Here is a 24,576-nt window from a genome sequence, read left to right on the forward strand (position 1 = left end):
TTTTGAGCCAGCGCACTGGGCGGACTATAAGAACTAGTCGGCAATATCGTGTTCGTAACGGATGTGCGAACACGTGCAGATTGGTTTTTGGTTACCTAAGGGATGCTCATGCTCGAGAGTCGACTATTGGTTGTACGGTATGGCGCCAGGTTGTTGCTGGCCAGTGCCGCTGTCACGTACTCGGCCTGGGTGCCGGCGTTGGGCCTGGGTGAAATCACCCTGCACTCGGCATTGAATCAACCGCTGCGCGCCGACATCGCCCTGGTGGATGCGGCCGGACTTACGGAAGGCGAGCTGTCGGTCAGCCTGGCGACGGCGGACGAGTTCAGCCGCGCCGGGGTCGAGCGGGCGTTCTTCCTCAATGATCTGACATTCACGCCCATCCTGCGTGGCGATCGCAGCCTGATCCGGGTCAGTTCCAACAAACCGGTGAAGGAACCCTACCTGGATTTTCTGGTTCAGCTCGACCAGCCCAATGGCCGCTTGTTGCGTGAGTACACCGTACTCATTGATCCTCCGGGTGCCGCAGATATTGCCCCGATCGGTGATGAGCCGCCGCTGAACCGTCCTTCTTCTGCATTTCCGAGTGTTCAGCCGGCTGGGGCAACATCACCTGCACCCAGGAAATCGGCGGCAAAGCCTGTTGCAGCCCCCATAGTGGAACCTCTGGCGGAACAACTGGCTGCCAGCGTCCTGCACAACCAGCAGTTGCAGGCGACCATCGATGAACTCAACGGGAAGCTTCAGGCACAGGAGGAGCAGATCGCCGTTGAGAAAAAGCAGGTGACCGAGCTGCAAACCAAATTGGCCGAGGTCAAGCAGGCACCGACGGAGCCGGTTGCGCCGGTTGCCGTGGCGCCAGCGCCTGTCGTGGTTGAGGAGCCTGGGGCGAACTGGCTATGGATGGTTGGGTTTGTGGCGCTGTTGGCCTTGGCGTTGCTGGTTGCATGGGTTCGTCGACAACGACAGCAGGATCAGCCATCGATCGAGCCATCGCGACCTGACCCGCAGGCCAATCGACCAGCAGCGCACGATGAGCAGACACTTCAGGAAGTCCGCGTCCACCCTCCACAACTGGCCGCTCTTGCGCCGGTCGCGCTTGTAACCTCGGCGGTGTTGCCCCCGACAACACCCTCGCAGCCGTCACCCACCGATGAGTTCCAGTTGAATCTGGACGACTTGTCGATGGATACGAGTTGGGATTTGGGCCTGATGGACAATGCTCCTTCCTCCGACCAGCCGCCGAGAGAGCCAGCGCTGCCCGAGCCTGAGATTGAATGGACAATCGAACCGGCTTCCCATGCCCTGGACGACACCAACAGATAACTGTAGGAGCCAGGCTTGCCGGCGAACCAGACGCCGCGGTGTATCTGCCGCACTGCGTCATCGTTCTTCGCGGGCAAGCCTCGCTCCTACAGGCGAACCAGACGCTGCGGTGTGTCTGTTGCACCGCGTTATCGTTCTTCGCCGGCAAGCCTGGCTCCTACAGGCGAACCAGACGCCGCGGTGTATCTGCCGCACCGCGTCATCGTTCTTCGCTTTGTAGGAGCCAGGCTTGCCGGCGAACCAGGCGCCGCGGTGTATCTGCCACACCGCGTAATCGTTCATCGCGGGCAATAAAGATCGTTATCATGGCAGCGCCCTCTGCCTCTGGAATTTCGCCGATCATGACCACCAGCAAACCGGAAATCGTCATTACCTATTGCACCCAATGCCAGTGGTTGTTGCGTGCAGCATGGCTGGCCCAGGAACTGCTCAGCACCTTTGGCGATGACCTGGGCAAGGTGTCCCTAGTGCCCGGCACGGGCGGGGTCTTTCACATTTTCTGTGACCAGGTGCAGCTCTGGGAGCGCAAGGCTGATGGCGGTTTCCCCGAGGCCAAGGTGCTCAAGCAGCGAGTCCGCGACCAGATCGATCCGGACCGCGACCTGGGGCACAACGAACGCACCAATCAGTGAGACACCGCCTCCGCGGCAACGGCTTTCTTGCTCGAACCGCTTGAAAGCCTGCTGGACACCACGATTGCGACGATGATCAATGCACCGCCGAGCAGCATGCGCAGGGTCGGGTTTTCATTGAACAGCAGCCAGGCCATGGTGATCCCGTAAACCGGCTCCAGGGCGAAGACCACGGCGGCGGTCCGCGCCTTGATCACCGCCAGGCTGGCGACAAACAGACTGTGGGCAACGCCGGTGCAGAACACCCCGAGCAGGCCGATCCACAACCAGTCGATGGCACGCACTTCGCTCAGATGCGGGGCCGCCGCCGGCAGCAGACACAATCCGACCACCACGTTCTGGCACAACGCCGCCTGCACCGGCGGAATGCGCGCGGAGCTGGCGCGGTTGGTCAGCGACAGCAGGGAAAACAGCAGGCCCGAGGCGATCGACCAGAGCAGACCGGTTGTGGCGCCACTGCCCAGATCGAACTCAGGCGTGACCAGCACCAGTCCGACACTGACCAGCGCCACCAGGAGGATTTCATTGGCGCGGATCCGCTCCCGGAAAATCAGCCCTTCAAGGATCACGGTAAAGGCCGGGAAACTGGCAAAGCCCAGGGTCGCGATGGCCACGCCGGCGATCTTCACCGAAATGAAGAAGCTCACCCAGTGCCCGGCCAGCAGCAAACCGCTGAGCAACAGTCGGCGCACATCCACGGCTTCGAGTTTTTGCCAGCGGGTCTGGCTGGCAAAGCGTGCAAAGAACGCCAGCGCCACCACCGCGAACACCGCCCGGCCGAAGACGATGATCGCTGGGGACGCGGCGGCAAGTTTGCCGAACACGCCAGTCAGGCCGAACATCAATGCGCCGATATGCAGGGCGCCCAAGGCGGTACGGGGAGTCATGGCAATCCTTGATAAACGTATCGAATCTGGCCGACAACAACGCCGACCCCTGTAGGAGCTGCCGCAGGCTGCGATCTTTTGATCTTGATCTTCAAAGTCAAAAGATCGCAGCCTGCGGCAGCTCCTACATTGAACGTGCAAACGCCCGTTGTGTCTGTCGCCAGACTCGCGTTATTTGTCGCCAGCCTCGCGCCGCAGCTTACCCGGCGATGCGCCGAACTCACGCAGCACCGCGGCGGCAAAGGCGCTCTGGGAGCTGTAACCGACCCGACAGGCAATCTCGCCAATGGGCAGCGCCGAATTGCGCAGCAACTCCACGGCCTTGTGCAAGCGTCGGCTGCGGATGTAATCCATCGGCGTCTGCCCGCATTCGGCCACGAACCGTGCGTGTAAACGTGCGCTGGAAAGACCGGCCACCCGGGCCAGGTCGGCGACTTGCAGCGGGTAGGCGGCGTATTGGTCAATGTGCGCATTAAGTGCGGCGTAGGGCAGGCGCCGGCCGCCTACAGGGTCGGGCCTGGCGTTGTTGAGGCTGGCCAGCAACAGTACCGCACCCTGTTGCGCAATCACCGGGTCATCGACCTGGCTGTTGGCCAGCCACTCGACCAATTGGCTCTGTCCCGCATCCAGCGACAAGCGACCGGCGTTGTCGAGCAGGCGTCGACTGGCATCGGCATGATCGCCCAGGGACTGGCCAAGCCATTGATCGCCGGGCACGTCCAGGACCAGGCATCGGCTGCCGTTGGGGCTGCCGCAGGCATGATGAAAACCGGAAGGAATCACCACGAAACTTTGCTGAACCACCTGACTGCCACGCCCATCGACCTCGAAATCCAGCGCGCCCGACAGCCCGAACACCAGTTGTGCGTGCTCATGACTGTGGACGATCAGGTCTTGGGTGTACTGGCGCAGGGTAAGGATCGGTCTCATCGCGGCTCTCTTTACAAGCTCTCGTTACAGGCTTTCATTACAGGGTTGATGAGTCAGGTCGCAGTCTACACCGACACGGCTTGTGCGCGCTGTCACAGGACTGACTTGCTGCTGTCATGGGCCATTAACCCGACCGGGTCAAGCTTGCCAAAACTTGTCCTGAGGGTTGCCCATGACCAGCGCCGAGCTCGCCAAACCCAGTCGTAAGCAACGTGTGCGCACCTTGTGGATTTCTGACGTGCACCTGGGCACGCGCGATTGCCAGGCCGAGCACCTGTCGCAGTTTCTCAAGGGCTATCACGCGGACAAGATCTACCTGGTCGGCGATATCATCGACGGCTGGAAACTGCGCGGCGGCATGTACTGGCCCCAGGCGCACACCAATGTGATCCGGCGCCTTTTGACCATGAGCAAGCGCGGCACCGAGGTGATCTACGTCACCGGCAACCACGACGAATTCCTGCGCCGCTATTCGAAGCTGATCCTGGGTAACATCCAGTTGGTGGACGAAGCGGTGCACGTGACCGCCGATGGCCGGCACTTGCTGGTCATTCACGGCGACCAGTTCGATGTGATTACCCGCTATCACCGCTGGCTGGCGTTTCTCGGCGACTCGGCCTACGAATTCACCTTGACCCTCAACCGCTGGCTCAACCATTGGCGCGCCCGTTATGGCTACGGTTATTGGTCGCTGTCGGCGTACCTCAAGCACAAGGTAAAGACCGCGGTCAGTTACATCAGCGATTTTGAAGAAGCCATTGCCTATGAGTGCGTCAAGCGCGAGTTGCATGGGGTGGTGTGCGGGCACATTCACCATGCCGAGATTCGCAAGGTTGGCGAGGTGGATTACCTCAATTGCGGCGACTGGGTGGAGTCGTGCACGGCGCTGATCGAGCATTGGGATGGCACGATCGAGTTGTATCGGTTGGCCGATGCCCAGGCGCGGGAGGCGCAGTTGAAGGTGGCGAAGGTGGCGGAACTGGCTTAAGAATTACGGCGTCCGGACTGGCCTCTTCGCGAGCAGGCTCGCTCCCACAGTTAATCTCGGGTGGTCACAAAATAGGTGTGCACTGGAGATCCAATGTGGGAGCGAGCCTGCTCGCGAATGGACCGCGCAGCGGTCCCGCTCGATTGATCAGGCTGGCGAATGCTCCTCCATCGCCGCCTTGTAGATCGAGTTCTTCGGCTGCGCAAACAAGCGCTCCATCATCGGCTCGAAAAAGCTCAGTGGCAGCGTGTCATACGCCGGATCAAACGCCGCCGCATCGTACCTGGCGCAGAATTCGATGGTGGCCTTGTACTGCGGGTGGCCGCTGAATTGCTCGCGCAGGTGCCGATCCATGCCCAGGTGATGGAAGAAGTAGTAACCCTGGAAAATCCCGTGTTTCTCCACCATCCACAGATTCTCGGTGCTGACGAAAGGCTTGAGGATCGCGGCGGCGATGTCCGGGTGGTTATAGGAGCCCAAGGTGTCGCCGATGTCGTGGAGCAGGGCGCAGACCACGTACTCTTCGTCACGGCCATCGCGCCAGGCGCGGGTGGCGGTTTGCAGCGAGTGGGTCAGGCGGTCCACGGGGAAACCGCCGAAGTCACCTTCCAGTAACTTCAGGTGCGCGACGATCCGTATCGGCAATTGACGAGCGTAGGCGCTGAAGTCCGCGGCAATGATCGCCCAGTCTTCCTGAGTACCATCCTTCATGTGAGTAAAACGGGCATTGGCATTCATCGGCAATCCTCTGGTGATCTAGAACGGCACGCGTCCCAGGATCATGTCGCGATACATGACGAAATCGCCGAGAAGGCTGTAGAAAGGGTGCTGGAAGGTCGCAGGACGATTCTTCTCGAAGAAAAAATGCCCGACCCAGGCGAAGCTGTAACCCGCCACCGGCAATACCCACAGCAGCATCCAGGCGCCCCGACCGATGGTCAGCGCCAAAATGAAAATAACCAGTGTCGTGCCGATGAAGTGCAATCGTCGGCAGGTACTGTTGCTGTGTTCGCTGAGGTAATACGGGTAAAACTCAGCGAAACTGTTGAAACGCTTGATGTTTTCCACGACTGCGATCTCTGTGGTTATTGTTCTGACTGCAAGTTGTTCGGCGGGTAGCTTATTTGAGTCTAGAGTGATCAATGGCATCAGCCAGTGACAATGGGCGCCACTTTAGTATCCTTCGGAAAATTTGCCGCGACAGACGGCTCACCAAGACAGTAGACGCCATGAGCGAACGAACGACTTCTTCAAGCTGGGCGATGGGGATTGTCAAAGCACTGGAAATGGACGGCCTGGATTGCCGGGTTCTGTTCAAGCAGCTGGGGCTCGACTACGCGGCACTGGATGATCCGGATGCGCGCTTCCCGCAAGATTCCATGACGCGACTGTGGCAACGGGCGGTTGAACTGTCCGGCAACCCGGCGATTGGCCTGAACATGGGCAAGGTGGTGCGACCGGCGCAGTTTCACGTGACCGGCTACGCCTTGATGTCCAGCCAGACCTTGGCCGAAGGTTTCAGGCGACTGGTGCGTTACCAGCGGATCATTGCCGAAAGCGCCGACCTGAGTTTCCGTCTGCTGGATGAGGGCTACGCGCTGATTCTGACGGTGCATGGCGACCATTTGCCGCCGACCCGTCAAAGCGCCGAAGCCTCCCTGGCTTGCGCCCTGGCGCTGTGCGGCTGGCTGACCGGACGCACGCTGCAGCCGCGCAAGGTGCTGGTGCAGGGCGATCAACCGGCCGATCTCGAACCCTACAAACAAGCCTTCCATGCGCCGTTGGTGTTCAACGCGCCTTACGATGCGCTGATTTTCGAACGTGCGGACATGGAAGCGCCGCTGCCGACGGCTAACGAGGCCATGGCGTTGTTGCATGACCGCTTTGCCGGCGAATACCTGGCGCGGTTTTCCGAGAGTCGAGTAACGCACAAGGCGCGGCAGGTGTTGTGCCGTTTGCTGCCCCAGGGCGAGCCCAAGCGTGATGCCGTGGCGCAGACGCTGCACCTGTCGCAACGCACCTTGCAACGGCGTCTACAGGAGGAGGGCACGAGTTTTCAGACGTTGCTCGACGACACCCGTCGTGAGCTGGCCGAGCAATATCTGGCACAACCGACCATGACCCTGCTGGAAATTGCCTACCTGCTGGGGTTCGCTGATCCGAGCAATTTCTTCCGGGCCTTCCGCCGCTGGTTTGACAGCACGCCCGGCGAGTACCGGGCGCGACTGACGGAAACGCCTGTGCCGGTCAGTGACGCCAGAACGCCGGAATACACAGCACAAACACCGTAATGATCTCCAGTCGGCCCAAGAGCATGCCGAACGAGAGAATCCACTTGGCGGCGTCCGGCAGCGAGGCGAAGTTACCTGCCGGGCCGATGGTCTCGCCCAGCCCCGGGCCGACGCCGGACACGGTGCTGGCGGCGCCGGTCAGGGCGGTCATCCAGTCCACTCCAAGCAGTGACAGCAACAGCGCGATGACGCAGATGGTGATGGCGAAGAAGAACGAAAAGGTCAGGATCGAACGCACGATCTCTTCATCGAGGCGGTGGCCGTTGTACTTCTGCTTGATCACCGCGCGCGGGTGAATCAGCTGGTTAAGGTTGGCCTTGAGCAGGATGTAGGCGACCTGGAAGCGGAAAATCTTGATCCCGCCGGCGGTCGAACCGGAGCAGCCGCCAACAAAGCCCAGATAGAAGAACAGCATCAACGAGAAGTTGCCCCACAGGCTGTAGTCCCCCAGCGCGAAACCGGTGGTGGTGACCACCGACGTCACGTTCAGCGCCACATGGCGCAACGCATCCAGCCAATGCAGCTGGGTGGTCCACCAGTACCAGGTGCCGAGCACCAGCCAGGTCACCAGCAGCATGCCGAGCAAGCCCTGAACCTGTTGGTCCTTGATCAGCGCCCGGCGGTTACCGCGCAGGGTCGCCACGTACAGGGTGAACGGCAGGCTGCCGAGAATCATGATGACGATGGCCACCCAATGCACCGCCGGCTGCGTCCACTTGGCCAGGGACTGGTCCGAGGTGGAGAAGCCACCGGTGGAGATCGCCGACATCGCATGGTTGATCGCGTCGAACGGACTCATCCCGGCCCACCAGAACGCCAGGCTGCCGAAAATGGTGATGCCGACATAGGCCGCCACGATCAGGCGCGCCACCATGTGTGAACGGGGCATGACTTTTTCGGAGCGGTCTGACGACTCGGTCTGGAACAGCCGCATGCCACCGATGCGCAACAGCGGCAGGATCGCTACCGCCATGCCGATAAATCCGATGCCGCCGATCCAGTGCAGCAGCGAGCGCCAAATCAGGATGCCGGGGGACATGTCGTCCAGGTGGTTGAGCACCGTCGCACCGGTGGCGGTGATCCCGGACATGCTTTCGAAGAACGAATCGGTGTAGCTGATGCGCTGGGTCAGCAGGAAGGGCAGCGCGGCGAAGATACACACCACCAGCCAGCTGCTGACGGTCAGCAGGTACATGTCCCGTGGCCGCAGATGGACATGCTCCGGGCGCCCGGGAATGACCAGGGCGAGGCCGGCGACAAAGGTGATCATGCTGGCCCAGAGGAACGACGGCAGGTCGCCGGTGCGATCGAAGACCACCAGCGTGCCCATCGGCACGACCATGGCGATGGCCAGGGTTATCAGGAAGATGCCGATGATGAAACCAATGAGACGTAAGGTCGGCAACGCCATGAAATCCGCTCGGCTGAAGTAAGGAGGGCGCCATTCTACCTGCGGGGCGGGGCATGTAAACCGCACTGCCTCAGTAGTTACAGCTAGAATAGCCGCACAATTTTTTCTGGAGGTGGCCGATGCAGGCTCTCGACGTTTTGCTCAACCGTGTTTCCGTCCCGCGCCTGATCGAACCGGCACCTACCCCGGCGCAACGCGAAGCGCTGTTTGCCGCGGCCATGCGCGCCCCGGATCACGGCCATTTGCAGCCTTGGCGTTTCCTGACGGTCGAAGGCGCGGCGCGCGAGCAAATGGGCGAGTTGCTGGCCGAAGCGGCGAAGTTGCAGGACGCTGAAGTGACCGAAGCGGCCATTGACAAGGCGCGTAACGGACCGCTGCGGGCACCTTTGGTGGTGGTCGTGATCGCGCGGGTGCAGGATCACGTCAAGTATCCGAAGTCCGAGCAGCTGCTGGCGGCTGGTTGTGCGGCCCACGGGATTTTGCTGGCGGCCTATGCGCAGGGTATTGGCGCGGTCTGGCGTACTGGTGACTTGGCCTATTCGCCGCATGTGGCCAAGGGGTTGGGACTGGCAGAAGGGGAGGAGGTCATTGCCTTCCTGTACCTCGGCACGCCGCAGAAGGAACCACGCGTTGCGGAGAAAGTTGACCTGGCCGAGTTCGTCAGCGCTTGGCCCGGTAAAGCCTGACGCCACCGATCAAATGTGGGAGCGAGCCTGCTCGCGAAAGCGGTCGTTCATTCACTACGATATTGAATGTGCTGCCGCTTTCGCGAGCAGGCTCGCTCCCACAGTGGTTCAGGGTTGGACCACAGCCCCTGGGACGAGAGGCAATTCCAGGCTGGCAATGAACCCGCCTTCCGGGTGATTGGCCAGCACCAGGCTTCCGCCATGGCGCTCCGCTGCGCGGCGCGCAATGGCCAGTCCCAAACCGTGGCCTGCAGCGGTCTGTCCCGGCGCCCGATAAAACGGCTCACCTAGCTGATTCAAATGTTCAGCGTCCGCCCCCGGCCCATGGTCACGCACGGTCACCACAATCCGTTCCCCTTGGCGCAACGCCTGCATTTCAATCGGCAGGCCGCCTACCGGGTTGAAGCGCTGGGCGTTGCGCAGCAGATTGTCCACGGCGCGTTCGATCATGGTTGGCCAGCCCTTGAGGGTCAACTGCGTCTCGGCTTCGAGGTGCACGAGCTGATCGGGTGAACCCAGTTGTGCATCCTTTTGCAGGGTATTGAGCAGCGCGTTGAGATCCACGTCTTCGGCACTGGCGTTATCGGCGTCGACCCGTGCCAGCACGAGGATTTCGCTGATCAACGCTTCGAGACGGTCGCATTCGCGGGTGAGGCGCGGCCAGAGTTTTTCCCGTTCTGGCGGCGTGGCCCGCTCGGCCAATGCCAGCGCAATGCGCAGGCGAGCGAGGGGCGACCGCAGTTCGTGAGACACATCGCGCAGCAATTGTCGTTGACTGCCGATCAGGCTTTGCAGGCGCGCGCCCATGCGATTGAAGTCGTTGGCCAGCACGCCGAATTCGTCGCGGCGGTTGGCCAGCTTGACCAGGCTGTTCTGTTGGTAGGTGGTTTGTCCAAGATCATGCACCGCACCGCGTAGACGACTGAGCGGGCGGGTGATGGAAAAGGTCACCAGCAGGCTGAACAGGGTCAGCACCACCAAGGCGATCCCCAGCGCACTCAACGGCCAGAGCAGGCTTTCGCGGTGCCAGGCGTCAAGTTCCGGGTGGGGGATGCGGTAGATGAACAGGTAGGTATCACCGCTTTTGTCGCTGGTGAACTCATCGGTCAGGCGTCGCCATGGCAGGCGACGGTCATCGTTGTTCTGCCGCGCTTCGAAGGCCGCCGCGCGGCGCGGGAAGGTACCGCGAACCACTGGGTCACCGCTTTCGTTGAGCACCTGAACGTCGATGTGGTACTGGTGTTTACGCTCCTGCAGAAGGTCCTGCGCGGCGTCCTCACCCTGGGATTCGTAAGTCTGCGTCCATTGTTCGGCCAGGGTATTGAGGCCTGGATGACGGCTGAGAATCCACGCGTCCTGATTGAGCATGTGCCCGAGCAGAATGGAGAGCCCTGCAACCAGAGCGATGGCCAGCCAGAAGCTGGCCAGGATCCGCCAGAACAATGAGCGCACAGAAAATCCTCGAACTAAAAAGAAACCGTCAGTCAAACGCAAAACTTTGTGGGAGCGAGCTTGCTCGCGATAGCGTCGGCACATTAAACATCAACGTGACTGCAAGTCCGCTATCGCGAGCAAGCTCGCTCCCACATGGATTTTCACCATCAGTGCCAACGGTATTCAGTCGTTGGGTCCCGTTAGCGCATTATTGCGCTTTTTGCGCCTGTTGCGCTTTCCAGGCCTTGAACTCGGCCCATTCGGCGCGACGTTCAGCTTGTTTCTTCTGGATCTCGTCGAATTTCTTCTGTTGATCCGGCTTCAGCAACGCTCGCACGTCTGCTTCGGCTTTTTTGTGGTTGGCGGCCATTTCATCTTTCATGGCCTTCTGGTCGGCTGGCGATAGTTTTTCCAGGTACTTGTCGACCACTTGCTTACGCTCATGCATCTGCTCGCCCATGATCTTGCGGATCTGCTCGCGCTGTTCGCGGCTCAGGTCCAGTTGGCTGTACGGGCCTTTACCGTGCATGCCGTGCATCTGACCGCCGTGGCGCGAACCGTCCATCGGGCCACCCATCGGGCCACCCATCGGGCCTGCGCCTTCAGGCATGGCCATGGCAACGGTCGGCAGGGCGGCGGCGAACATCAGAGCGATAAGAGTCTTGCGCATGGTGAATCTCCTTGTCTCATTCCCGGTACGTTCCGGATGTGTGCAGATTACGGAGTTCAAGGTCAGCGGCGGTCAGCGATACGTAAAGCTTGGGTAAAGACGGATTGCCGACGACCTGACAAACACTGCAACCCTGTAGGAGCACGGCTTGCCGGCGATGGCGTCCTGTAGATCGCCATCGCCGGCAAGCCGTGCTCCTACAGGAATGATGTTCGTGTTCAAAGGCTGTAATAGTAACCACGGCTACGCAGGGCCACGATGCGCGGGCGGCCATCGGAATGCGGGCCGATCTTCTTGCGCAGGTTACTGACATGCATGTCGAGGCTGCGGTCGTACAGGGTCAGCTTGCGGCCGAGGGCTATTTGCGCCAGTTCCTGTTTGTCCAGCGGCTCGCCGGGTTGCTTGAGCAGGGCTTCGAGCAGGCGGCTTTCGGAAACCGTAAGGGTGAATTCCTGTTCATCAATGCTGACCACGCCGCGCACCGGGCTGAAACACAGGTCGCCCAGCTCCATTTGGCTGGATACCGCCGCCGGATGGCTGCGGCGCAACACGGCGCGCAGGCGGGCTGTCAGTTCCCGTGGGTCGCAGGGTTTGGCCAGGTAGTCGTCGGCGCCGAGCTCCAGGCCGAGAATACGGTCCAAGGGTTCGCCGCGGGCTGAAAGCATCAGCACCGGCAAGTCCGGGTGATCGCTGCGCAGTTGCTTGAGCAGCTCCAGGCCACTGCCGTCCGGCAACATCACGTCCAGCACCACGGCCGCCGGTGAGGTTTCGGCCAGCGCGCGGCGGGCGCTCTGGCCATCGTGACAGGCGCGCACCTGAAACCCTTCCTGGCTCAGCCAGCTGCTCAGGAGCTCGCACAGCTCCTGGTCATCATCAATTAGTAACAGCTCGCTCATGGATCACTCAATTTAGCCATTGTCGACGTTTTCGACTTGCACCACTGGCGAAGATACCGCAGAGCAGGGCCAATAGCGCAACTCCGGCGCCGACGACGAACCACTGTTGCTGATCGGTCAGCAAGCGCGGGATAGAACTGCCGGCCTGTGCTTCCCGAAGTTGCAGCTTGAGTCGCTGATTCTCCTGGCGCAACCGGACCAGCTGGACGCTTTCGCGTTCGCCATCGGCAGTGTTCAATTGTTTGCTCAGTTCTTCTCGTTGCCGCTCGCTTTCTTTCAAGCGTTGCTGCAGTTCGTTGATCTGGCTGCCGGCGCTCAAGGACAGCGGCGTGGAGTTCGCGCCCTCGGCGGCTTCTTCACCGTGGGCGGGCGCCACGATCGACAAACTGACCAACATCAGACACAACGGACCTTTGCGCATCGCGACTCCTGATTCCAATACGGATATTGGGGAGTTTGTCGGCAGGCAAACGAGAATAATGAGCGATTGAGAACGCGATGAACCGATAAGGTTCACCGCGTAAGGGGGGAGTTACGGCAGGACTTGCTTGAACGGCTTGACCAAAACGTTGGCGTAGACGCCTGCGGCGATGTACGGATCGGCGTCGGCCCAGGCCTGTGCGGCGCTCAGGGAGTCGAATTCGGCGACGATCAGGCTGCCGGTGAAACCCGCTGCCCCGGGATCATTGCTGTCGATCGCCGGATGTGGGCCGGCCAATACGATGCGACCTTCGCCCTTGAGCACTTGCAGGCGCTCGAGGTGTGCAGGCCGTGCGGCCAGGCGGGCTTCCAGGGAGTTGGCGACGTCTGTGGCAATGATTGCGTAAAGCATGTCAGTCCTCGGTTTTCGGCGTTGTGGTATCGGCGTCGTGCAGGTGGCGGGACAGGTAGATGCCCTGGCCGACCAGGAACAGCAAAGTCATGCCCAGGCTGCCGAAGACCTTGAAGTCGACCCAGTAGCTCTGGAAGGTGAACGCGACGAACAGGTTGGCGGCGCCGCAAAACAGGAAAAACGCGATCCAGGCAATGTTCAGTCGCGTCCAGACCGGCTCCGGCAGGCTCAGTGCGTGGCCCATGATGCGCTTGATCAGCAGCTGGTCACCGATGAAGTGGCTGCCGATAAAAGCGAGGGCGAACAACCAGTTGACCACCGGGGCTTTCCACTTCAGGAAGGTCTCGCTGTGGAAGGCCAGGGTCAGGCTGCCGAAGACCAGGCAGGCGATGAGGGTCAGCCACTGGCTCTTCTCCAGCTTGCGCTGCTTGATGAACAGTGTGCCGTAGACCACCAGCGAACTGATGATCAGCATAGCGGTGGCGCTGTAGATACCGCCTACAGTGACCTCATGGCCGGCAATGTCGACGACCCGTGGATCGATTTTGAAGACGATGAAAAACAGCAGGAGCGGGATGAAATCGATGAATTGTTTCACAGTGGCAGCCAGAAGCAGGATGTGGCGGCATAATAACAAACATATGGGCGCGCGATAGCGCCAGCTGATTTGAGGTTACAAAGCCCTGTGAATGTTGATTTGCACTGCCATAGCACGGCCTCCGATGGCGCCCTGGCGCCTGCGGTTCTGGTTGCGCGTGCGTTCGAGAGAGGCGTGCGAGTCCTGGCCTTGACCGATCACGACACCCTTGAAGGCCTCGACGAGGCCCGCTGTGCAGCGAATGCGCTGGGGATGCAACTGGTCAACGGCGTCGAATTGTCCTGCACCTGGGGCGGCGCGACCATTCATGTGCTGGGCTACGGCTTCGACGTCAATGCCGCGCCGTTGGTCGAGGCGATTGCAAAATTGCACGATGGTCGCTGGCTACGGTCCGAGGAAATAAGTCGCAAGCTGGCGCTCAAGGGCATGCCCGGTGCGCTGGAAGGCGCCCGGGAAGTCCAGCAGACCCTGGGTGACAGCGGTAACGCTCCGGCCCGCCCGCACTTCGCCGACTGGATGGTGCGCGAAGGTTTCGTCAAGGATCGCGCCGAAGCGTTCCGCAAATGGCTGGGCGCCGGCAAGCTGGGAGACGTCAAGCAACACTGGCCGACCCTGGAAGAAACCGTCGAAACCCTGCGCGCGGCCAAGGCCTGGGTCAGTCTGGCCCACCCTTGGCATTACGAATTCACTCGCAGCAAACGTCGTCGCCTGATTGCCGACTATATTCAAGCAGGGGGCCACGCGATCGAAGTGGTCAATGGCCATCAGCCTGCCGAGCAAGTGGGCAGCCTGGCGATTCTGGCCCGCGAGTTCGGTCTGCTGGTCAGCGCCGGCAGTGATTTTCATGGCCCTGGAGGCTGGTCCGAGATCGGTGAATACCGCCCGCTTCCGGAGGATCTGCCACCACTGTGGTGTCGATTCAAACATGACCCAAATATTGCCGCCGTCTGAACAGGTAGAGAATGTGAGTCAATTTTTCCAGATTCATCCGGAAAACCCGCAGGCGCGCCTGATCAAACAGGCTGTCGAGATCATCCGCAAGGGCGGGGTGGTGATTTATCCCACGGACTCCTCCTACGCAATCGGTTGCCAGATCGGCGACAAGGTCGCCGTGGAGCGCGTTCGCCGCCTGCGCCAGCTCGACGAAAAACACAACTTTGCGCTGATATGCAGCGATTTGTCACAACTGGGGCTGTTCGCCAAGATCGACACGGGCACCTTCCGACTGCTCAAGGCCCATCTTCCGGGACCCTACACCTTCATCCTCAACGCCACCCGCGAAGTCCCGCGCCTGCTGTTGCATCCGAAAAAACGCACCATCGGCCTGCGGGTGCCGAGCCATCCGATTGCCCTGGCGCTGCTGGAAGAGCTTGGCGAACCGCTGATGAGCGTGACGCTGATCATGCCGGGCGATGAAGATCCAATGACCGATCCTTACGAAATGCGCCAACTGCTTGAGCATCAGGTCGACCTGATCATCGATGGCGGTTTCGGCGGGATCAAGGCCTCCACCGTGATCAACCTCGCCGATGGCGAGCCGGAAGTGATCCGTGTCGGCTGCGGCGACCCTGCGCCGTTCATGGTCGAGGCCTAGATGTCTGCAGTAGAACCCGTCGACAGTCAGGCCGGAGCCCAGCAAGAGCTGCCTTTCGCCATGGTCTATGGCCAGGCGGTCATGGAAATGCCGCTCGACCTGTACATTCCGCCAGATGCGCTGGAAGTCTTTCTCGAAGCCTTCGAAGGCCCGCTCGACCTGCTCCTGTACCTGATCCGCAAACAGAACATCAACATCCTTGACATCCCGGTGGCGGAAATCACCCGGCAGTACATGGGTTATGTCGAGTTGATGCAGTCGGTGCGCCTGGAACTGGCCGCCGAATACCTGGTGATGGCCGCGATGCTGGCCGAGATCAAGTCGCGGATGTTGCTGCCGCGGGCCGAAACCGTCGAGGACGAGGAAGAAGACCCTCGCGCCGAACTGATCCGCCGCTTGCAGGAATATGAGCGTTTCAAGGCCGCCGCCGAAGGTATCGACGGCCTGAGCCGGGTCGGTCGCGACGTGGTGGTGCCCAAGCTCGATGCCCCGGAAGCTCGGGCGCGCAAACTGTTGCCGGATGTGCGTTTGTCAGAGCTGTTGCTGTCCATGGCCGAGGTACTGCGCCGGGGCGACATGTTTGAAAGCCATCAGGTCAGCCGCGAGGCGCTGTCCACCCGTGAACGCATGAGCGATGTGCTGGAACGGCTCAAGGGCGGCGGTTTCGTGCCGTTTGTCGAGCTGTTCACCGCCGAGGAAGGGCGCCTGGGGGTTGTCGTGACCTTTATGGCGATCCTCGAACTGGTCAAGGAATCCTTGGTCGAGCTGGTGCAGAATGAGCCGTTCGCCGCGATCCACGTCCGAGCACGAGCCGAATAACGAGTCCAATCATGAACCTGAGTGAACCCCGCGAGCTGGCGCCACTGCTCGAAGCCTTTCTGCTGGCCTCCGGAAAACCGCAATCGCTGGAGCGCCTGTTCGAGCTCTTCGAAGAGGCCGAGCGCCCGGAACCGGCGGTATTCAAGAAAGCCCTGACCATTTTGGGCAAGTCCTGCGATGGCCGTGCGTACGAGTTGAAGGAGGTGGCTTCCGGCTATCGCCTGCAAATCCGTGAAAAGTTTTCGCCGTGGGTCGGGCGTTTATGGGAAGAGCGGCCGCAGCGTTACTCGCGCGCCATGCTCGAAACCATTGCCTTGATTGCCTATCGCCAACCGATCACCCGGGGCGAGATCGAAGATGTGCGGGGCGTGGCGGTCAACAGCCAGATTGTCAAAACGCTGATGGAGCGCGAGTGGATCCGCATCGTCGGTTACCGCGACGTACCGGGTAAGCCGGCGATGTTCGCCACCACCAAGGCGTTTCTCGATCACTTCAACCTGAAGAACCTTGATGACCTGCCGCCGCTGGCCGAGGTGCGCGAACTGGAGCCTGATCCGGTGCTCGATTTCGACGACGCGCCAGTTCCCGCCGGGCTGCAGGAATTGGCCGACGCCAGCGCCGAGCCGGAAGAACCCAAGGAAGAGACCAGTTTCCATACGCTGTTGCTGGAGCTCGACAGCATGGAGGAGGGGATCAAGACTGATTTCGATGATTTGTTGCGTGATGGGGAGGTGCCGGAGATTGATCTGGAGCAGCCCGACATCGAGCCGGAAACCGCAGATGTTCAGATAGAGTCTGAATCCGAGCCAGAGCCAGAAATCGAACCGGAACAAGAAGATGACATTCTCGGTGTTGCCGAGGCTCGCGAAAAACTCTTGGCTGCCGTCGCCGCACTCGAACAAACGCAACCCGAGCCCGGACTGTCGGATGAAGAGGCAGAAGCCCAGGCCCTGGCCGAAGCCATCGAAGCCGAACGCCGCGAGCTCGAAGACTGATGCGAATCTCATGAACAATGAAGATTCACTGTGGGAGCGAGCTTGCTCGCGATGGCGGCAGGTCAGTCGCTTCGATGTCGGATATGCCTCCGTCATCGCGAGCAAGCTCGCTCCCACAGGGGTTTGTGTTCGCAAGCAAGTTGTTTGTCACCGGTCGGCGGAAAAAACCGGTAAGTCCTGATCGATCAGCTAGTCTCTGATGCGCAAACGCCCGCATGCGCGTATGATTCGCGACCCTTCGGCGATCCCTTCGCCAAAGTACCCAGTTTTCAGAACACACCGGGAGGTGCCCAGATGAGTATCAAAGACCAGAAAGACGACCAGGAAATCGGCCCAGCAGGCGAGAAACTGCAGAAAGTCCTCGCCCGTATCGGCGTCGGCTCGCGCCGTGACGTGGAAGCCTGGATCAGCCACGGCCGGATCAAGGTCAACGGCAAAGACGCCACCCTTGGCCAGCGTGTCGACATGCACGACGCCATCACCATCGATGGCAAGGTAATCAAGCGTGAAGAGGCCGCCGAGTCGGTCCGCCGCGTGATCATGTACAACAAGCCCGATGGCGAAATCTGCACCCGTGTCGACCCGGAAGGTCGTCCGACCGTGTTCGACAAAATGCCGCGTCCGAAAGAAGGTCGCTGGATCAACATCGGTCGTCTGGACATCAACACAACTGGCCTGCTGATGTTCACCACCGACGGTGAGCTGGCCAACCGCCTGATGCACCCCTCCTACGAAATGGACCGCGAATACGCGGTACGTGTGCGTGGCGAAGTCGACGACGAGATGATCGAGCGTCTGAAAGCCGGCGTGGTCCTCGAAGACGGCCCGGCCAAGTTCACCGATATCAAGCAAGCTCCGGGCGGCGAAGGTTTCAACCACTGGTACCACTGCGTGGTGATGGAAGGTCGCAACCGCGAAGTACGTCGTCTGTGGGAATCCCAGGGCCTGGTGGTCAGCCGTCTGAAGCGCGTGCGTTTCGGTCCGGTGTTCCTCAACTCCGACCTGCCGATGGGTCGCTGGCGCGAAATGAGTCAGTACGAAGTCGACATCCTCAGTGCCGAAGTCGGCCTGACGCCGGTGGCGATGCCGCAAATGAATGCCAAGAGCAAGGACAAGCTCGATCGGATGCAGCGTAAATCATCGCGCCCGATGGCCAAGACCGAGCGCGTGCGGACCTTGCGTCCAGCCACTGGCGCAGCCGCCGCACCTGCTGCGCCTCGTGCCAGCCGCGAGCCGCAGATCGAAGGCGAGCGTCCAGCACGCAAGCCAGCCGCCCGTCAGGACGGTGAGCGCGGTCCACGCACGCCACGTCCGGCCAATGGCCGTACCGAGCGCGGTGAAGGTCGTGGTACGCCGGTGGCGGATCGTCCGGCCGACACCAAGCGCCCGGCCAAGCCTGCGCCGAAGCGTCCGGGGATCAAGCTGGTAGACGATGCGCCTTCGGGCAAGCGTCGTGGAGCGCCGGCGGGTTCGGGTCAGCGTCCGGGCTTTGGCCGTCGCAAGCCGTTGTGAAGCAGCGGTAAGCTTCAAGCGGCAAGCTGCAAGTGAAAACGCCAACCTTCGGGTTGGCGTTTTTTTTCGCCTGACTTTATCTCTTTGTCGTTTTTGAGGCCGTCTTCGCGAGCAGGCTCGCTCCCACAAGGGATCGCATTCTGCGAAACAACTCAATCTCCTGTGGGAGCGAGCCTGCTCGCGAAGACGCCAGTCGCCGTACCGGGATCTCCGAAGTGGAAAGCCAAAATTACATGCTGTAAAGAATTCATGACGAAATCCACAGATTAACCCCATGAAATCGCCGCTCCCGAAATACCGTAAGAAAATGCTTACGCTCCATTCTCTTATTTCCTTCTCCCGCCGCTCTAGCGTGCTTGTTTCCCGACCCCATGCAAGGTGTTATGCGCGCCATGCCTGTCGTGCAGGTGCATAACAAAAAGGAGGCGCAATGACCGCCGCAATCCGTTTCCAGCTTTCATCGCGGGCCGGTGTTTCCGCCGTCCCCGTCCTGGACCTGCAAAGGTCTGACCTCCTTTTGGCCGCCGCCCGAACTACTCGAGGCGGACACACGCAATCCCGGCTACCGACACGCTGATCCAGCGGGGTCTGGCAGCAGGGGGTTACAGGTGTACAATGCGCCGCGTTTTACCTGTGACCTCCTGCGCATCTGCGCAAACCTCAAGGCTATCCGCCTTGTTCACTCCGCCGCGTCACAAGCGTGTCGGGTTCGATTTCGTCACAGATAAAAACAAACAGGTGACGCATGACCGTTGTAAATACGCTGAATTCCTGGTGCCTGCGCTGGGGTTTGATCGACGCTGCTTAACGTCTTTCCTGAGTAGCAACGTCAACTGAATATCATCAAACCTTGCGTGAGACCCTTTTCATGAGTGGACAAAACTCGCATTCAGGCGAGCTGAAACGCGGCCTGAAAAATCGCCACATTCAACTGATTGCCCTCGGTGGCGCGATCGGTACCGGTCTGTTCCTCGGCTCGGCCGGGGTGCTGAAATCCGCCGGCCCGTCGATGATCCTCGGCTATGCCATCTGCGGCTTCATCGCCTTCATGATCATGCGCCAGCTGGGCGAAATGATCGTCGAAGATCCGGTGGCCGGCTCCTTCAGCCACTTTGCGCACAAGTACTGGGGCGGCTTTGCCGGCTTCCTGTCGGGCTGGAACTGCTGGATTCTGTACATTCTGGTAGGCATGTCGGAGCTGACGGCGGTCGGCAAATACATCCACTACTGGGCACCGGACATCCCGACCTGGGTCTCCGCAGCTGCTTTCTTCGTGTTGATCAACGCCATCAACCTGGCCAACGTCAAAGTGTTTGGCGAGGCCGAGTTCTGGTTCGCGATCATCAAGGTCGTGGCGATCGTCGGCATGATTGCCTTGGGCAGCTACCTGCTGGTCAGCGGCAATGGCGGCCCGCAAGCGGCGGTCAGTAACCTGTGGTCCCACGGCGGCTTCTTCCCGAACGGTGTCAGCGGTCTGGTGATGGCCATGGCGTTCATCATGTTTTCCTTCGGCGGCCTGGAAATGCTCGGTTTCACCGCAGCCGAAGCCGACAAGCCGAAAACCGTGATTCCGAAAGCGATCAACCAGGTGATCTACCGGATCCTGATTTTCTACATCGGTGCGCTGGTCATCCTGCTGTCATTGACCCCGTGGGACAGCTTGCTGGCCACCCTGAACGCCTCCGGTGATTCCTACAGCGGCAGCCCGTTCGTGCAAGTGTTCTCGATGCTGGGCAGCAACACCGCCGCGCACATCCTCAACTTCGTGGTCCTGACCGCTGCCTTGTCGGTGTACAACAGCGGCACCTACTGCAACAGCCGCATGCTGCTGGGCATGGCCGAGCAGGGCGATGCGCCGAAAGCATTGGCGAAGATCGACAAGCGCGGCGTGCCGGTGCGTTCGATCCTGGCCTCGGCCGCCGTGACCCTGATCGCGGTGCTGCTGAACTACCTGATTCCGCACAGCGCACTGGAACTGCTGATGTCGCTGGTGGTGGCCACCCTGGTGATCAACTGGGCGATGATCAGCTACTCGCACTTCAAGTTCCGCCAGCACATGAACAAGACCAAGCAGACGCCGCTGTTCAAGGCCTTTTGGTATCCGTACGGCAACTACATCTGCCTGGCGTTCGTGTTGTTCATTCTCGGTGTGATGTTGTTGATTCCGGGGATCCAGACATCGGTGTACGCGATTCCGGTGTGGCTCGTGTTCATGTGGGTCTGCTACGGCATCAAGAACAAGCGCAGCGCACAGCGCGCCTTGCAGCCAGCTGTGGAATAACTCCACACAGAAACAACAAACCCGGCCATGTGCCGGGTTTTTTGTTGTAGGGGTGCACACCAAACCCTGTGGGAGCGAGCCTGCTCGCGAAGGGGCCCTGTCAGTTGACATCACTGTTGCCTGACACGCCGCCTTCGCGAGCAGGCTCGCTCCCACAAGGTCCGTATTCCTTCAATCTATTCGCGGTATCCTGAACACCCTCGAACACGGACGCTTTTCCATGCTGGTGATTTCCAACAATGTGCATCTGCCGGATGCCGAGATCGAGTTGACTGCCATTCGCGCCCAGGGAGCCGGTGGGCAGAACGTCAACAAGGTTTCCAGCGCCGTGCACCTGCGCTTCGACATTCCGGCCTCGTCCTTGCCCGAGTTCTACAAGGAGCGACTGCTGGCGCTGCGCGACAGTCGCATCACCAGCGAAGGCGTGTTGATCATCAAGGCCCAGCAATACCGGACCCAGGAGCAGAACCGCGCCGATGCGCTGGAGCGTTTGATCGAGTTGATCCAGAGCGCCACCAAGGTCGAGAAGAAACGCCGGCCGACCAAGCCGACCCTTGGTTCCAAGACGCGGCGACTCGAATCCAAAAGCAAGCGCGGCAATATCAAGGCCGGGCGCGGTAAGGTGGATTTCTAAGTTTTTGCACCTATGCGCTACTGCCTCTGATTAGGATTTTTCAATTTCTCTCTTTTCCAGGCGCTCGCATGTCTTTACGTTTTGGGCAGTGGGTTCTAAACATAAAATAAACAAAAAATAATCTTAATATTTCTAAACAGTCTTGGGTACTGTCATATTTGTCAGGTTTAAAAAGTTTCTAATTCGTTTTGAATGAGATCTCTTTTTGGTTGATAAAGGGGCGGCGCAAATGGCTAGCACAATTGATGATAATGATACGGTACGTGGGGGGCTGGATAACTCATTTGGTGTTGGGGGGAGAGTCTATCTGTATGAGGATACAAAAAAATTACGCCTTCAGTCGCGGGCTATTTCTGTCCTTCCAGACGGACAAATACTCTGTGCCGCCTCTTCCGACGAGCTCGAGTCCACCTATTTGGTGATGCTTGATAGTCGTGGTGTTGTGAATAATAGCTTTGGGGAGAATGGTATCTCTCGATTCAAGTTATCCGATTTTCTTCCTGGTGGGGCTTTAGCGCAACCGTATAGTTTGAAATTTGATACTGCTCTGCAGAAGTTTGTAGTGGGGTTCTATGTAAGCGAGCGGGGTTACAGTCGGAAAACCGGCCTCGCGAGATTTGACCTGAACGGAAGACTGGACCCAGCATTTGGTACGGGTGGGGTCATGATCTGGAGCGTAAATTCCGAGTTCGATATTCATGGAGGCCAAGCCTCTGACATTGAGGGAACGGCGCTTCTTTCCGCAAATTCTGACCATCATGGGGCAATGGAGCTGCTGGCCGATGGTGGTGTCATGATCCTGGCAACTCTTCGCTATGATGATCGTTTTGATGGTGCATTTTTGGTCAAGGTCACCAGTAATGGCACACTGGACGAGGCATTTGGTGACGGCGGTAATTCTTATATATCGCGTAATCAAAGGAACGTTCGAGCTGAAGACCTCGTACGCCAAGATGAGGGTTTTCTAATTGCAGGAACTAATAATGTTGCCGGAGAAGGCGGGTGGTTTGTTGCCAGGTTTGATGGGAGTGGACAGCTGGATTCTACCTTTGCAGAGGGTGGATATTATGATGGAACACCTGAAGTAAAAAGTGTTCTTTTGTACAGGGAGGACAAGTCCCAACTATATATAGTTGGTACATCGGCTAACGCAGCTTCCCAACATTTATTTCTCGCGCTTCAACGTCGTGGAGTGAACGGCGAGGAAGATCCGTACTTTGGTTCACAAGGTTGGTTTGGGGCACTAAGCAGTGATAATACGCTTAGGGAAACCATAGTGTGGAAATCCGCTCTCTTTAATTCTGGATCAACCGTAGTTGTGGCAGGACGTATTACTGGGCCTGGGAGTACAGTTCGGACGGTTGTTGCCAGTATTGAGCAGGATATGGGGTGGGATGGGAAATTTGGAGTCGAGGGCAGGGTTTCAATGGAGGGTGAAACAGTAGTGCATGATCTGGCAATTCAGGAAGATCGAAAAATTGTTTTTACTTCCAGCCTGAACGGATCGACCGATAGTTTTGCCATCGTTCGGCTACATGGTTAAGCAGCATTGAAACAAGGGTGGATGTTGATCGTTCAGTCTTTCCGTGCTGAACGATCAATACCGTCGCGTAGCTCTACTCTCAGCGATATTTCGGGGAGTGTCGATACAAGTAGATGCTTAAAAGCAAGCCGCTCAGGGCAGCGAGGGCGGCGAACAGGAAGATCGACGCAAATCCGAACCCTGCCGCTACCGCGCCGGCCAATGGCCCGGTAATCCCCAGCGACAGATCGATGAACAGCGAGTAGGCCCCGACCGCCGCACCACGACTGGAGGCCGGCACCAGATTGACCGCTTCGACACCCAGCGCCGGAAACACCAGAGAGAAACCGAAACCGCTCAGTGCCGCGCCCGCCAACGCCCAGTGCACGTCGGGTGCCAGCCACAGCAGCAACAGGCCCAAGGTTTCCACGGACAGGCAGGCAATCGCCACACGAAAACCGCCGAGACGATTGATCAGATTGCCAAACAACAGTCGCGCACCGATGAAGCTCGCACCGAACAGGCTCAGGCACAGCACGGCGTTGTCCCAGTGCTGGGTGGCGTAATACAGGGTGATGAAAGTGGCGATGGTGCCAAAGCCGATAGAGCCCAGGGCGAGGCCGCAACCGTGGGGCAAGACCCGACCGAGGACGTGCATGAACGGCAAGCGTTCACCGGCCACAATGGGCGCGGCGGTTTTCGGCCAGGCCAGCAGCAGGCCAAGCACCGCCAGCAGCACAATGCTCACGCCCATGCTCCACAAGCCCATCTGCCTGACCAGCAGCACGCCCAAGGGGGCACCCACGGCCAATGCGCCGTAACTGGCGATGCCGTTCCATGAGATGACCTTGGCGGTGTTCGCCGCGCCAACCCTGCCGATCCCCCAGCCAATCGAGCCGGAACCCACCAGGCTTTCGGCGCTGCCGAGCACCAGGCGGCCGATCAACAGGCTGATCAGGCTGAGCATCGGCAGGCTTTGGGTCCAGGCCGAGATCAGCATGAACACGCCGCTCAAGCCACAGCCGGCCAGGCCATACATGACCGCCAGTTTGCTGCCCTTGTTGTCGATGATTTTCCCGGCGTAGGGGCGGCTGAGCAGGGTGGCCAGGTATTGCACGCTGATCACCAGCCCGGCGATCACGGCGCCAAAGCCCAGGTCACTATGGACATAGCCCGGCAGTACCGCCAATGGAATGCCGATATTGAGGTAGCCGATGAAGGTGAACAGGACGATGGAAACGACTTGCAGCGTGACCGCCAGGGGGCGCTGGTTTTCAGACATGGGTAAAAGGTCCACGGGAAAGCAGGATAGATAGGCTGCTTATGATAGCGGCGGGAGCGGCTGTCGGTCGTGGAAAAAGTAAAACTATTTGCCGGGCGGGATCGATCAGGGCTTGGCAGGCGCTACCAGTTGCGTGGTGACCAGGGCGGCCAGGGCATTTTCTTCGCTGCCGAAGCGGGCGAGCAGAGCGGCTTGTTTTTCGGGAGAGAGACGGTTCCAGATCTCGATCATTTTCTCGGCGGTGCCGATCAGGACGCTGGCTTGGGCTTCAGAAAATTCGTCGGTCATGGCGAGGGCTCACAGTTCAGGCGGTGTGGAAAGCGCATGTTAGCGCTTTCCACACAGTCTGTACGGCG

Annotated in this window: 26 protein-coding genes; 13 read left to right on the forward strand and 13 right to left on the reverse strand. The window is 59.7% G+C overall.

Annotated elements, in window-relative coordinates:
• Positions 1-108: 108 nt before the first annotated feature.
• Complete coding sequence (locus ACA054_RS08030) at positions 109-1,326, forward strand: type IV pilus assembly protein FimV (protein WP_497688922.1); 1,218 nt, start codon at positions 109-111, stop codon at positions 1,324-1,326.
• 341 nt (positions 1,327-1,667) lie between these two features.
• A complete protein-coding gene (locus ACA054_RS08035; protein ID WP_497690257.1) occupies positions 1,668-1,958 on the forward strand; it encodes an Rdx family protein in 291 nt (96 codons plus the stop codon).
• On the opposite strand, the gene ACA054_RS08040 is transcribed toward ACA054_RS08035, so the two are convergent.
• Both ACA054_RS08040 and ACA054_RS08045 read right to left on the reverse strand, forming a co-directional pair.
• Positions 1,952-2,845, reverse strand: coding sequence for a DMT family transporter (locus tag ACA054_RS08040; RefSeq protein WP_497688923.1), 894 nt, complete (start codon positions 2,843-2,845; stop codon positions 1,952-1,954). The two genes, ACA054_RS08035 and ACA054_RS08040, sit on opposite strands and share 7 nt — an antisense overlap.
• A 171-nt stretch (positions 2,846-3,016) precedes the next feature.
• The gene (locus tag ACA054_RS08045; RefSeq protein WP_497688924.1) at positions 3,017-3,775 is read right to left on the reverse strand and encodes a helix-turn-helix transcriptional regulator; all 759 of its coding nucleotides are present in this window, start codon (positions 3,773-3,775) and stop codon (positions 3,017-3,019) included.
• 172 nt (positions 3,776-3,947) lie between these two features.
• Here ACA054_RS08045 and ACA054_RS08050 point away from each other — a divergent pair, with 172 nt between their 5' ends.
• Positions 3,948-4,763: a UDP-2,3-diacylglucosamine diphosphatase gene (locus ACA054_RS08050; protein ID WP_497688925.1), complete on the forward strand. Its 816-nt coding sequence runs from the start codon at positions 3,948-3,950 to the stop codon at positions 4,761-4,763.
• A 147-nt stretch (positions 4,764-4,910) separates the two neighbouring features.
• Here ACA054_RS08050 and ACA054_RS08055 read toward each other — a convergent pair whose 3' ends face one another.
• Both ACA054_RS08055 and ACA054_RS08060 read right to left on the reverse strand, forming a co-directional pair.
• The gene (locus tag ACA054_RS08055) at positions 4,911-5,501 is read right to left on the reverse strand and encodes an HD domain-containing protein (protein ID WP_497688926.1); all 591 of its coding nucleotides are present in this window, start codon (positions 5,499-5,501) and stop codon (positions 4,911-4,913) included.
• A gap of 18 nt (positions 5,502-5,519) precedes the next feature.
• The gene (locus ACA054_RS08060) at positions 5,520-5,831 is read right to left on the reverse strand and encodes an Mpo1-like protein (protein ID WP_034146218.1); all 312 of its coding nucleotides are present in this window, start codon (positions 5,829-5,831) and stop codon (positions 5,520-5,522) included.
• A gap of 161 nt (positions 5,832-5,992) precedes the next feature.
• Here ACA054_RS08060 and ACA054_RS08065 point away from each other — a divergent pair, with 161 nt between their 5' ends.
• Positions 5,993-7,054, forward strand: a complete 1,062-nt coding sequence (locus tag ACA054_RS08065) for an AraC family transcriptional regulator (protein ID WP_497688927.1) — start codon at positions 5,993-5,995, stop codon at positions 7,052-7,054.
• Here ACA054_RS08065 and ACA054_RS08070 read toward each other — a convergent pair.
• Entirely contained in the window at positions 7,011-8,465 is a 1,455-nt protein-coding gene (locus ACA054_RS08070) for a TrkH family potassium uptake protein (RefSeq protein WP_497688928.1), read from the reverse strand. The two genes, ACA054_RS08065 and ACA054_RS08070, sit on opposite strands and share 44 nt — an antisense overlap.
• A 119-nt stretch (positions 8,466-8,584) precedes the next feature.
• Between ACA054_RS08070 and ACA054_RS08075 the strand changes: the two genes are divergently transcribed.
• On the forward strand, positions 8,585-9,151 hold the full coding sequence (locus ACA054_RS08075; protein ID WP_497688929.1) for an NAD(P)H nitroreductase: 567 nt from the start codon (positions 8,585-8,587) through the stop codon (positions 9,149-9,151).
• A 108-nt stretch (positions 9,152-9,259) separates the two neighbouring features.
• Here ACA054_RS08075 and ACA054_RS08080 read toward each other — a convergent pair whose 3' ends face one another.
• The 6 genes from ACA054_RS08080 to ACA054_RS08105 all read right to left on the reverse strand — a co-directional run bounded on the left by ACA054_RS08080 (position 9,260) and on the right by ACA054_RS08105 (position 13,581).
• The gene (locus ACA054_RS08080; protein ID WP_497688930.1) at positions 9,260-10,603 is read right to left on the reverse strand and encodes a sensor histidine kinase; all 1,344 of its coding nucleotides are present in this window, start codon (positions 10,601-10,603) and stop codon (positions 9,260-9,262) included.
• Positions 10,604-10,793: 190 nt separating this feature from the next.
• Positions 10,794-11,255 (reverse strand): LTXXQ domain protein, encoded by a 462-nt coding sequence (locus tag ACA054_RS08085; protein ID WP_497688931.1) that lies wholly within the window; start codon positions 11,253-11,255, stop codon positions 10,794-10,796.
• Positions 11,256-11,473: 218 nt separating this feature from the next.
• The gene (locus ACA054_RS08090; protein WP_497688932.1) at positions 11,474-12,151 is read right to left on the reverse strand and encodes a response regulator transcription factor; all 678 of its coding nucleotides are present in this window, start codon (positions 12,149-12,151) and stop codon (positions 11,474-11,476) included.
• Between the two features lie 7 nt (positions 12,152-12,158).
• Complete coding sequence (locus ACA054_RS08095; protein ID WP_497688933.1) at positions 12,159-12,572, reverse strand: SH3 domain-containing protein; 414 nt, start codon at positions 12,570-12,572, stop codon at positions 12,159-12,161.
• Positions 12,573-12,683: 111 nt separating this feature from the next.
• Positions 12,684-12,983 (reverse strand): YciI family protein, encoded by a 300-nt coding sequence (locus ACA054_RS08100; RefSeq protein ID WP_057715934.1) that lies wholly within the window; start codon positions 12,981-12,983, stop codon positions 12,684-12,686.
• A 1-nt stretch (position 12,984) separates the two neighbouring features.
• Positions 12,985-13,581, reverse strand: coding sequence for a septation protein A (locus tag ACA054_RS08105; protein ID WP_008055521.1), 597 nt, complete (start codon positions 13,579-13,581; stop codon positions 12,985-12,987).
• Positions 13,582-13,668: 87 nt separating this feature from the next.
• Between ACA054_RS08105 and ACA054_RS08110 the strand changes: the two genes are divergently transcribed.
• From ACA054_RS08110 to ACA054_RS08145, 8 genes are all read left to right on the forward strand, one after another.
• Positions 13,669-14,532 (forward strand): PHP domain-containing protein, encoded by an 864-nt coding sequence (locus ACA054_RS08110; RefSeq protein ID WP_497688934.1) that lies wholly within the window; start codon positions 13,669-13,671, stop codon positions 14,530-14,532.
• A gap of 13 nt (positions 14,533-14,545) precedes the next feature.
• A complete protein-coding gene (locus ACA054_RS08115) occupies positions 14,546-15,175 on the forward strand; it encodes an L-threonylcarbamoyladenylate synthase (protein WP_272605128.1) in 630 nt (209 codons plus the stop codon).
• Complete coding sequence (locus ACA054_RS08120) at positions 15,176-15,994, forward strand: segregation and condensation protein A (RefSeq protein WP_007984128.1); 819 nt, start codon at positions 15,176-15,178, stop codon at positions 15,992-15,994.
• An 11-nt stretch (positions 15,995-16,005) separates the two neighbouring features.
• Positions 16,006-16,989 (forward strand): SMC-Scp complex subunit ScpB, encoded by a 984-nt coding sequence (scpB, locus tag ACA054_RS08125; protein ID WP_497688935.1) that lies wholly within the window; start codon positions 16,006-16,008, stop codon positions 16,987-16,989.
• A gap of 294 nt (positions 16,990-17,283) precedes the next feature.
• Entirely contained in the window at positions 17,284-18,501 is a 1,218-nt protein-coding gene (gene rluB / locus ACA054_RS08130) for a 23S rRNA pseudouridine(2605) synthase RluB (RefSeq protein WP_497688936.1), read from the forward strand.
• 868 nt (positions 18,502-19,369) lie between these two features.
• A complete protein-coding gene (locus tag ACA054_RS08135) occupies positions 19,370-20,782 on the forward strand; it encodes an amino acid permease (protein ID WP_497688937.1) in 1,413 nt (470 codons plus the stop codon).
• Positions 20,783-21,002: 220 nt separating this feature from the next.
• Complete coding sequence (gene arfB / locus ACA054_RS08140; protein ID WP_180202868.1) at positions 21,003-21,416, forward strand: alternative ribosome rescue aminoacyl-tRNA hydrolase ArfB; 414 nt, start codon at positions 21,003-21,005, stop codon at positions 21,414-21,416.
• Between the two features lie 229 nt (positions 21,417-21,645).
• A complete protein-coding gene (locus tag ACA054_RS08145; protein WP_497688938.1) occupies positions 21,646-22,959 on the forward strand; it encodes a hypothetical protein in 1,314 nt (437 codons plus the stop codon).
• A 79-nt stretch (positions 22,960-23,038) separates the two neighbouring features.
• Here ACA054_RS08145 and ACA054_RS08150 read toward each other — a convergent pair whose 3' ends face one another.
• Positions 23,039-24,220 (reverse strand): MFS transporter, encoded by a 1,182-nt coding sequence (locus ACA054_RS08150; protein WP_497688939.1) that lies wholly within the window; start codon positions 24,218-24,220, stop codon positions 23,039-23,041.
• Between the two features lie 105 nt (positions 24,221-24,325).
• Positions 24,326-24,508: a hypothetical protein gene (locus tag ACA054_RS08155; RefSeq protein ID WP_020796929.1), complete on the reverse strand. Its 183-nt coding sequence runs from the start codon at positions 24,506-24,508 to the stop codon at positions 24,326-24,328.
• Positions 24,509-24,576 lie beyond the last annotated feature (68 nt).

The organism is Pseudomonas sp. LBUM1653 (assembly GCF_059716115.1).

Coding starts and splice junctions, on each gene's coding strand:
- ACA054_RS08100 (WP_057715934.1), bottom strand. CDS start 12,983: ATGCTTTACGCAATCATTGCCACAGACGTCGCCAACTCCCTGGAAGCC.
- rluB (WP_497688936.1), top strand. CDS start 17,284: ATGAGTATCAAAGACCAGAAAGACGACCAGGAAATCGGCCCAGCAGGC.
- ACA054_RS08095 (WP_497688933.1), bottom strand. CDS start 12,572: ATGCGCAAAGGTCCGTTGTGTCTGATGTTGGTCAGTTTGTCGATCGTG.
- ACA054_RS08035 (WP_497690257.1), top strand. CDS start 1,668: ATGACCACCAGCAAACCGGAAATCGTCATTACCTATTGCACCCAATGC.
- ACA054_RS08090 (WP_497688932.1), bottom strand. CDS start 12,151: ATGAGCGAGCTGTTACTAATTGATGATGACCAGGAGCTGTGCGAGCTC.
- ACA054_RS08075 (WP_497688929.1), top strand. CDS start 8,585: ATGCAGGCTCTCGACGTTTTGCTCAACCGTGTTTCCGTCCCGCGCCTG.
- ACA054_RS08030 (WP_497688922.1), top strand. CDS start 109: ATGCTCGAGAGTCGACTATTGGTTGTACGGTATGGCGCCAGGTTGTTG.
- ACA054_RS08065 (WP_497688927.1), top strand. CDS start 5,993: ATGAGCGAACGAACGACTTCTTCAAGCTGGGCGATGGGGATTGTCAAA.
- ACA054_RS08155 (WP_020796929.1), bottom strand. CDS start 24,508: ATGACCGACGAATTTTCTGAAGCCCAAGCCAGCGTCCTGATCGGCACC.
- ACA054_RS08045 (WP_497688924.1), bottom strand. CDS start 3,775: ATGAGACCGATCCTTACCCTGCGCCAGTACACCCAAGACCTGATCGTC.
- ACA054_RS08135 (WP_497688937.1), top strand. CDS start 19,370: ATGAGTGGACAAAACTCGCATTCAGGCGAGCTGAAACGCGGCCTGAAA.
- ACA054_RS08150 (WP_497688939.1), bottom strand. CDS start 24,220: ATGTCTGAAAACCAGCGCCCCCTGGCGGTCACGCTGCAAGTCGTTTCC.
- ACA054_RS08145 (WP_497688938.1), top strand. CDS start 21,646: ATGGCTAGCACAATTGATGATAATGATACGGTACGTGGGGGGCTGGAT.
- ACA054_RS08055 (WP_497688926.1), bottom strand. CDS start 5,501: ATGAATGCCAATGCCCGTTTTACTCACATGAAGGATGGTACTCAGGAA.
- ACA054_RS08050 (WP_497688925.1), top strand. CDS start 3,948: ATGACCAGCGCCGAGCTCGCCAAACCCAGTCGTAAGCAACGTGTGCGC.
- ACA054_RS08040 (WP_497688923.1), bottom strand. CDS start 2,845: ATGACTCCCCGTACCGCCTTGGGCGCCCTGCATATCGGCGCATTGATG.
- ACA054_RS08085 (WP_497688931.1), bottom strand. CDS start 11,255: ATGCGCAAGACTCTTATCGCTCTGATGTTCGCCGCCGCCCTGCCGACC.
- arfB (WP_180202868.1), top strand. CDS start 21,003: ATGCTGGTGATTTCCAACAATGTGCATCTGCCGGATGCCGAGATCGAG.
- ACA054_RS08120 (WP_007984128.1), top strand. CDS start 15,176: ATGTCTGCAGTAGAACCCGTCGACAGTCAGGCCGGAGCCCAGCAAGAG.
- ACA054_RS08070 (WP_497688928.1), bottom strand. CDS start 8,465: ATGGCGTTGCCGACCTTACGTCTCATTGGTTTCATCATCGGCATCTTC.
- scpB (WP_497688935.1), top strand. CDS start 16,006: ATGAACCTGAGTGAACCCCGCGAGCTGGCGCCACTGCTCGAAGCCTTT.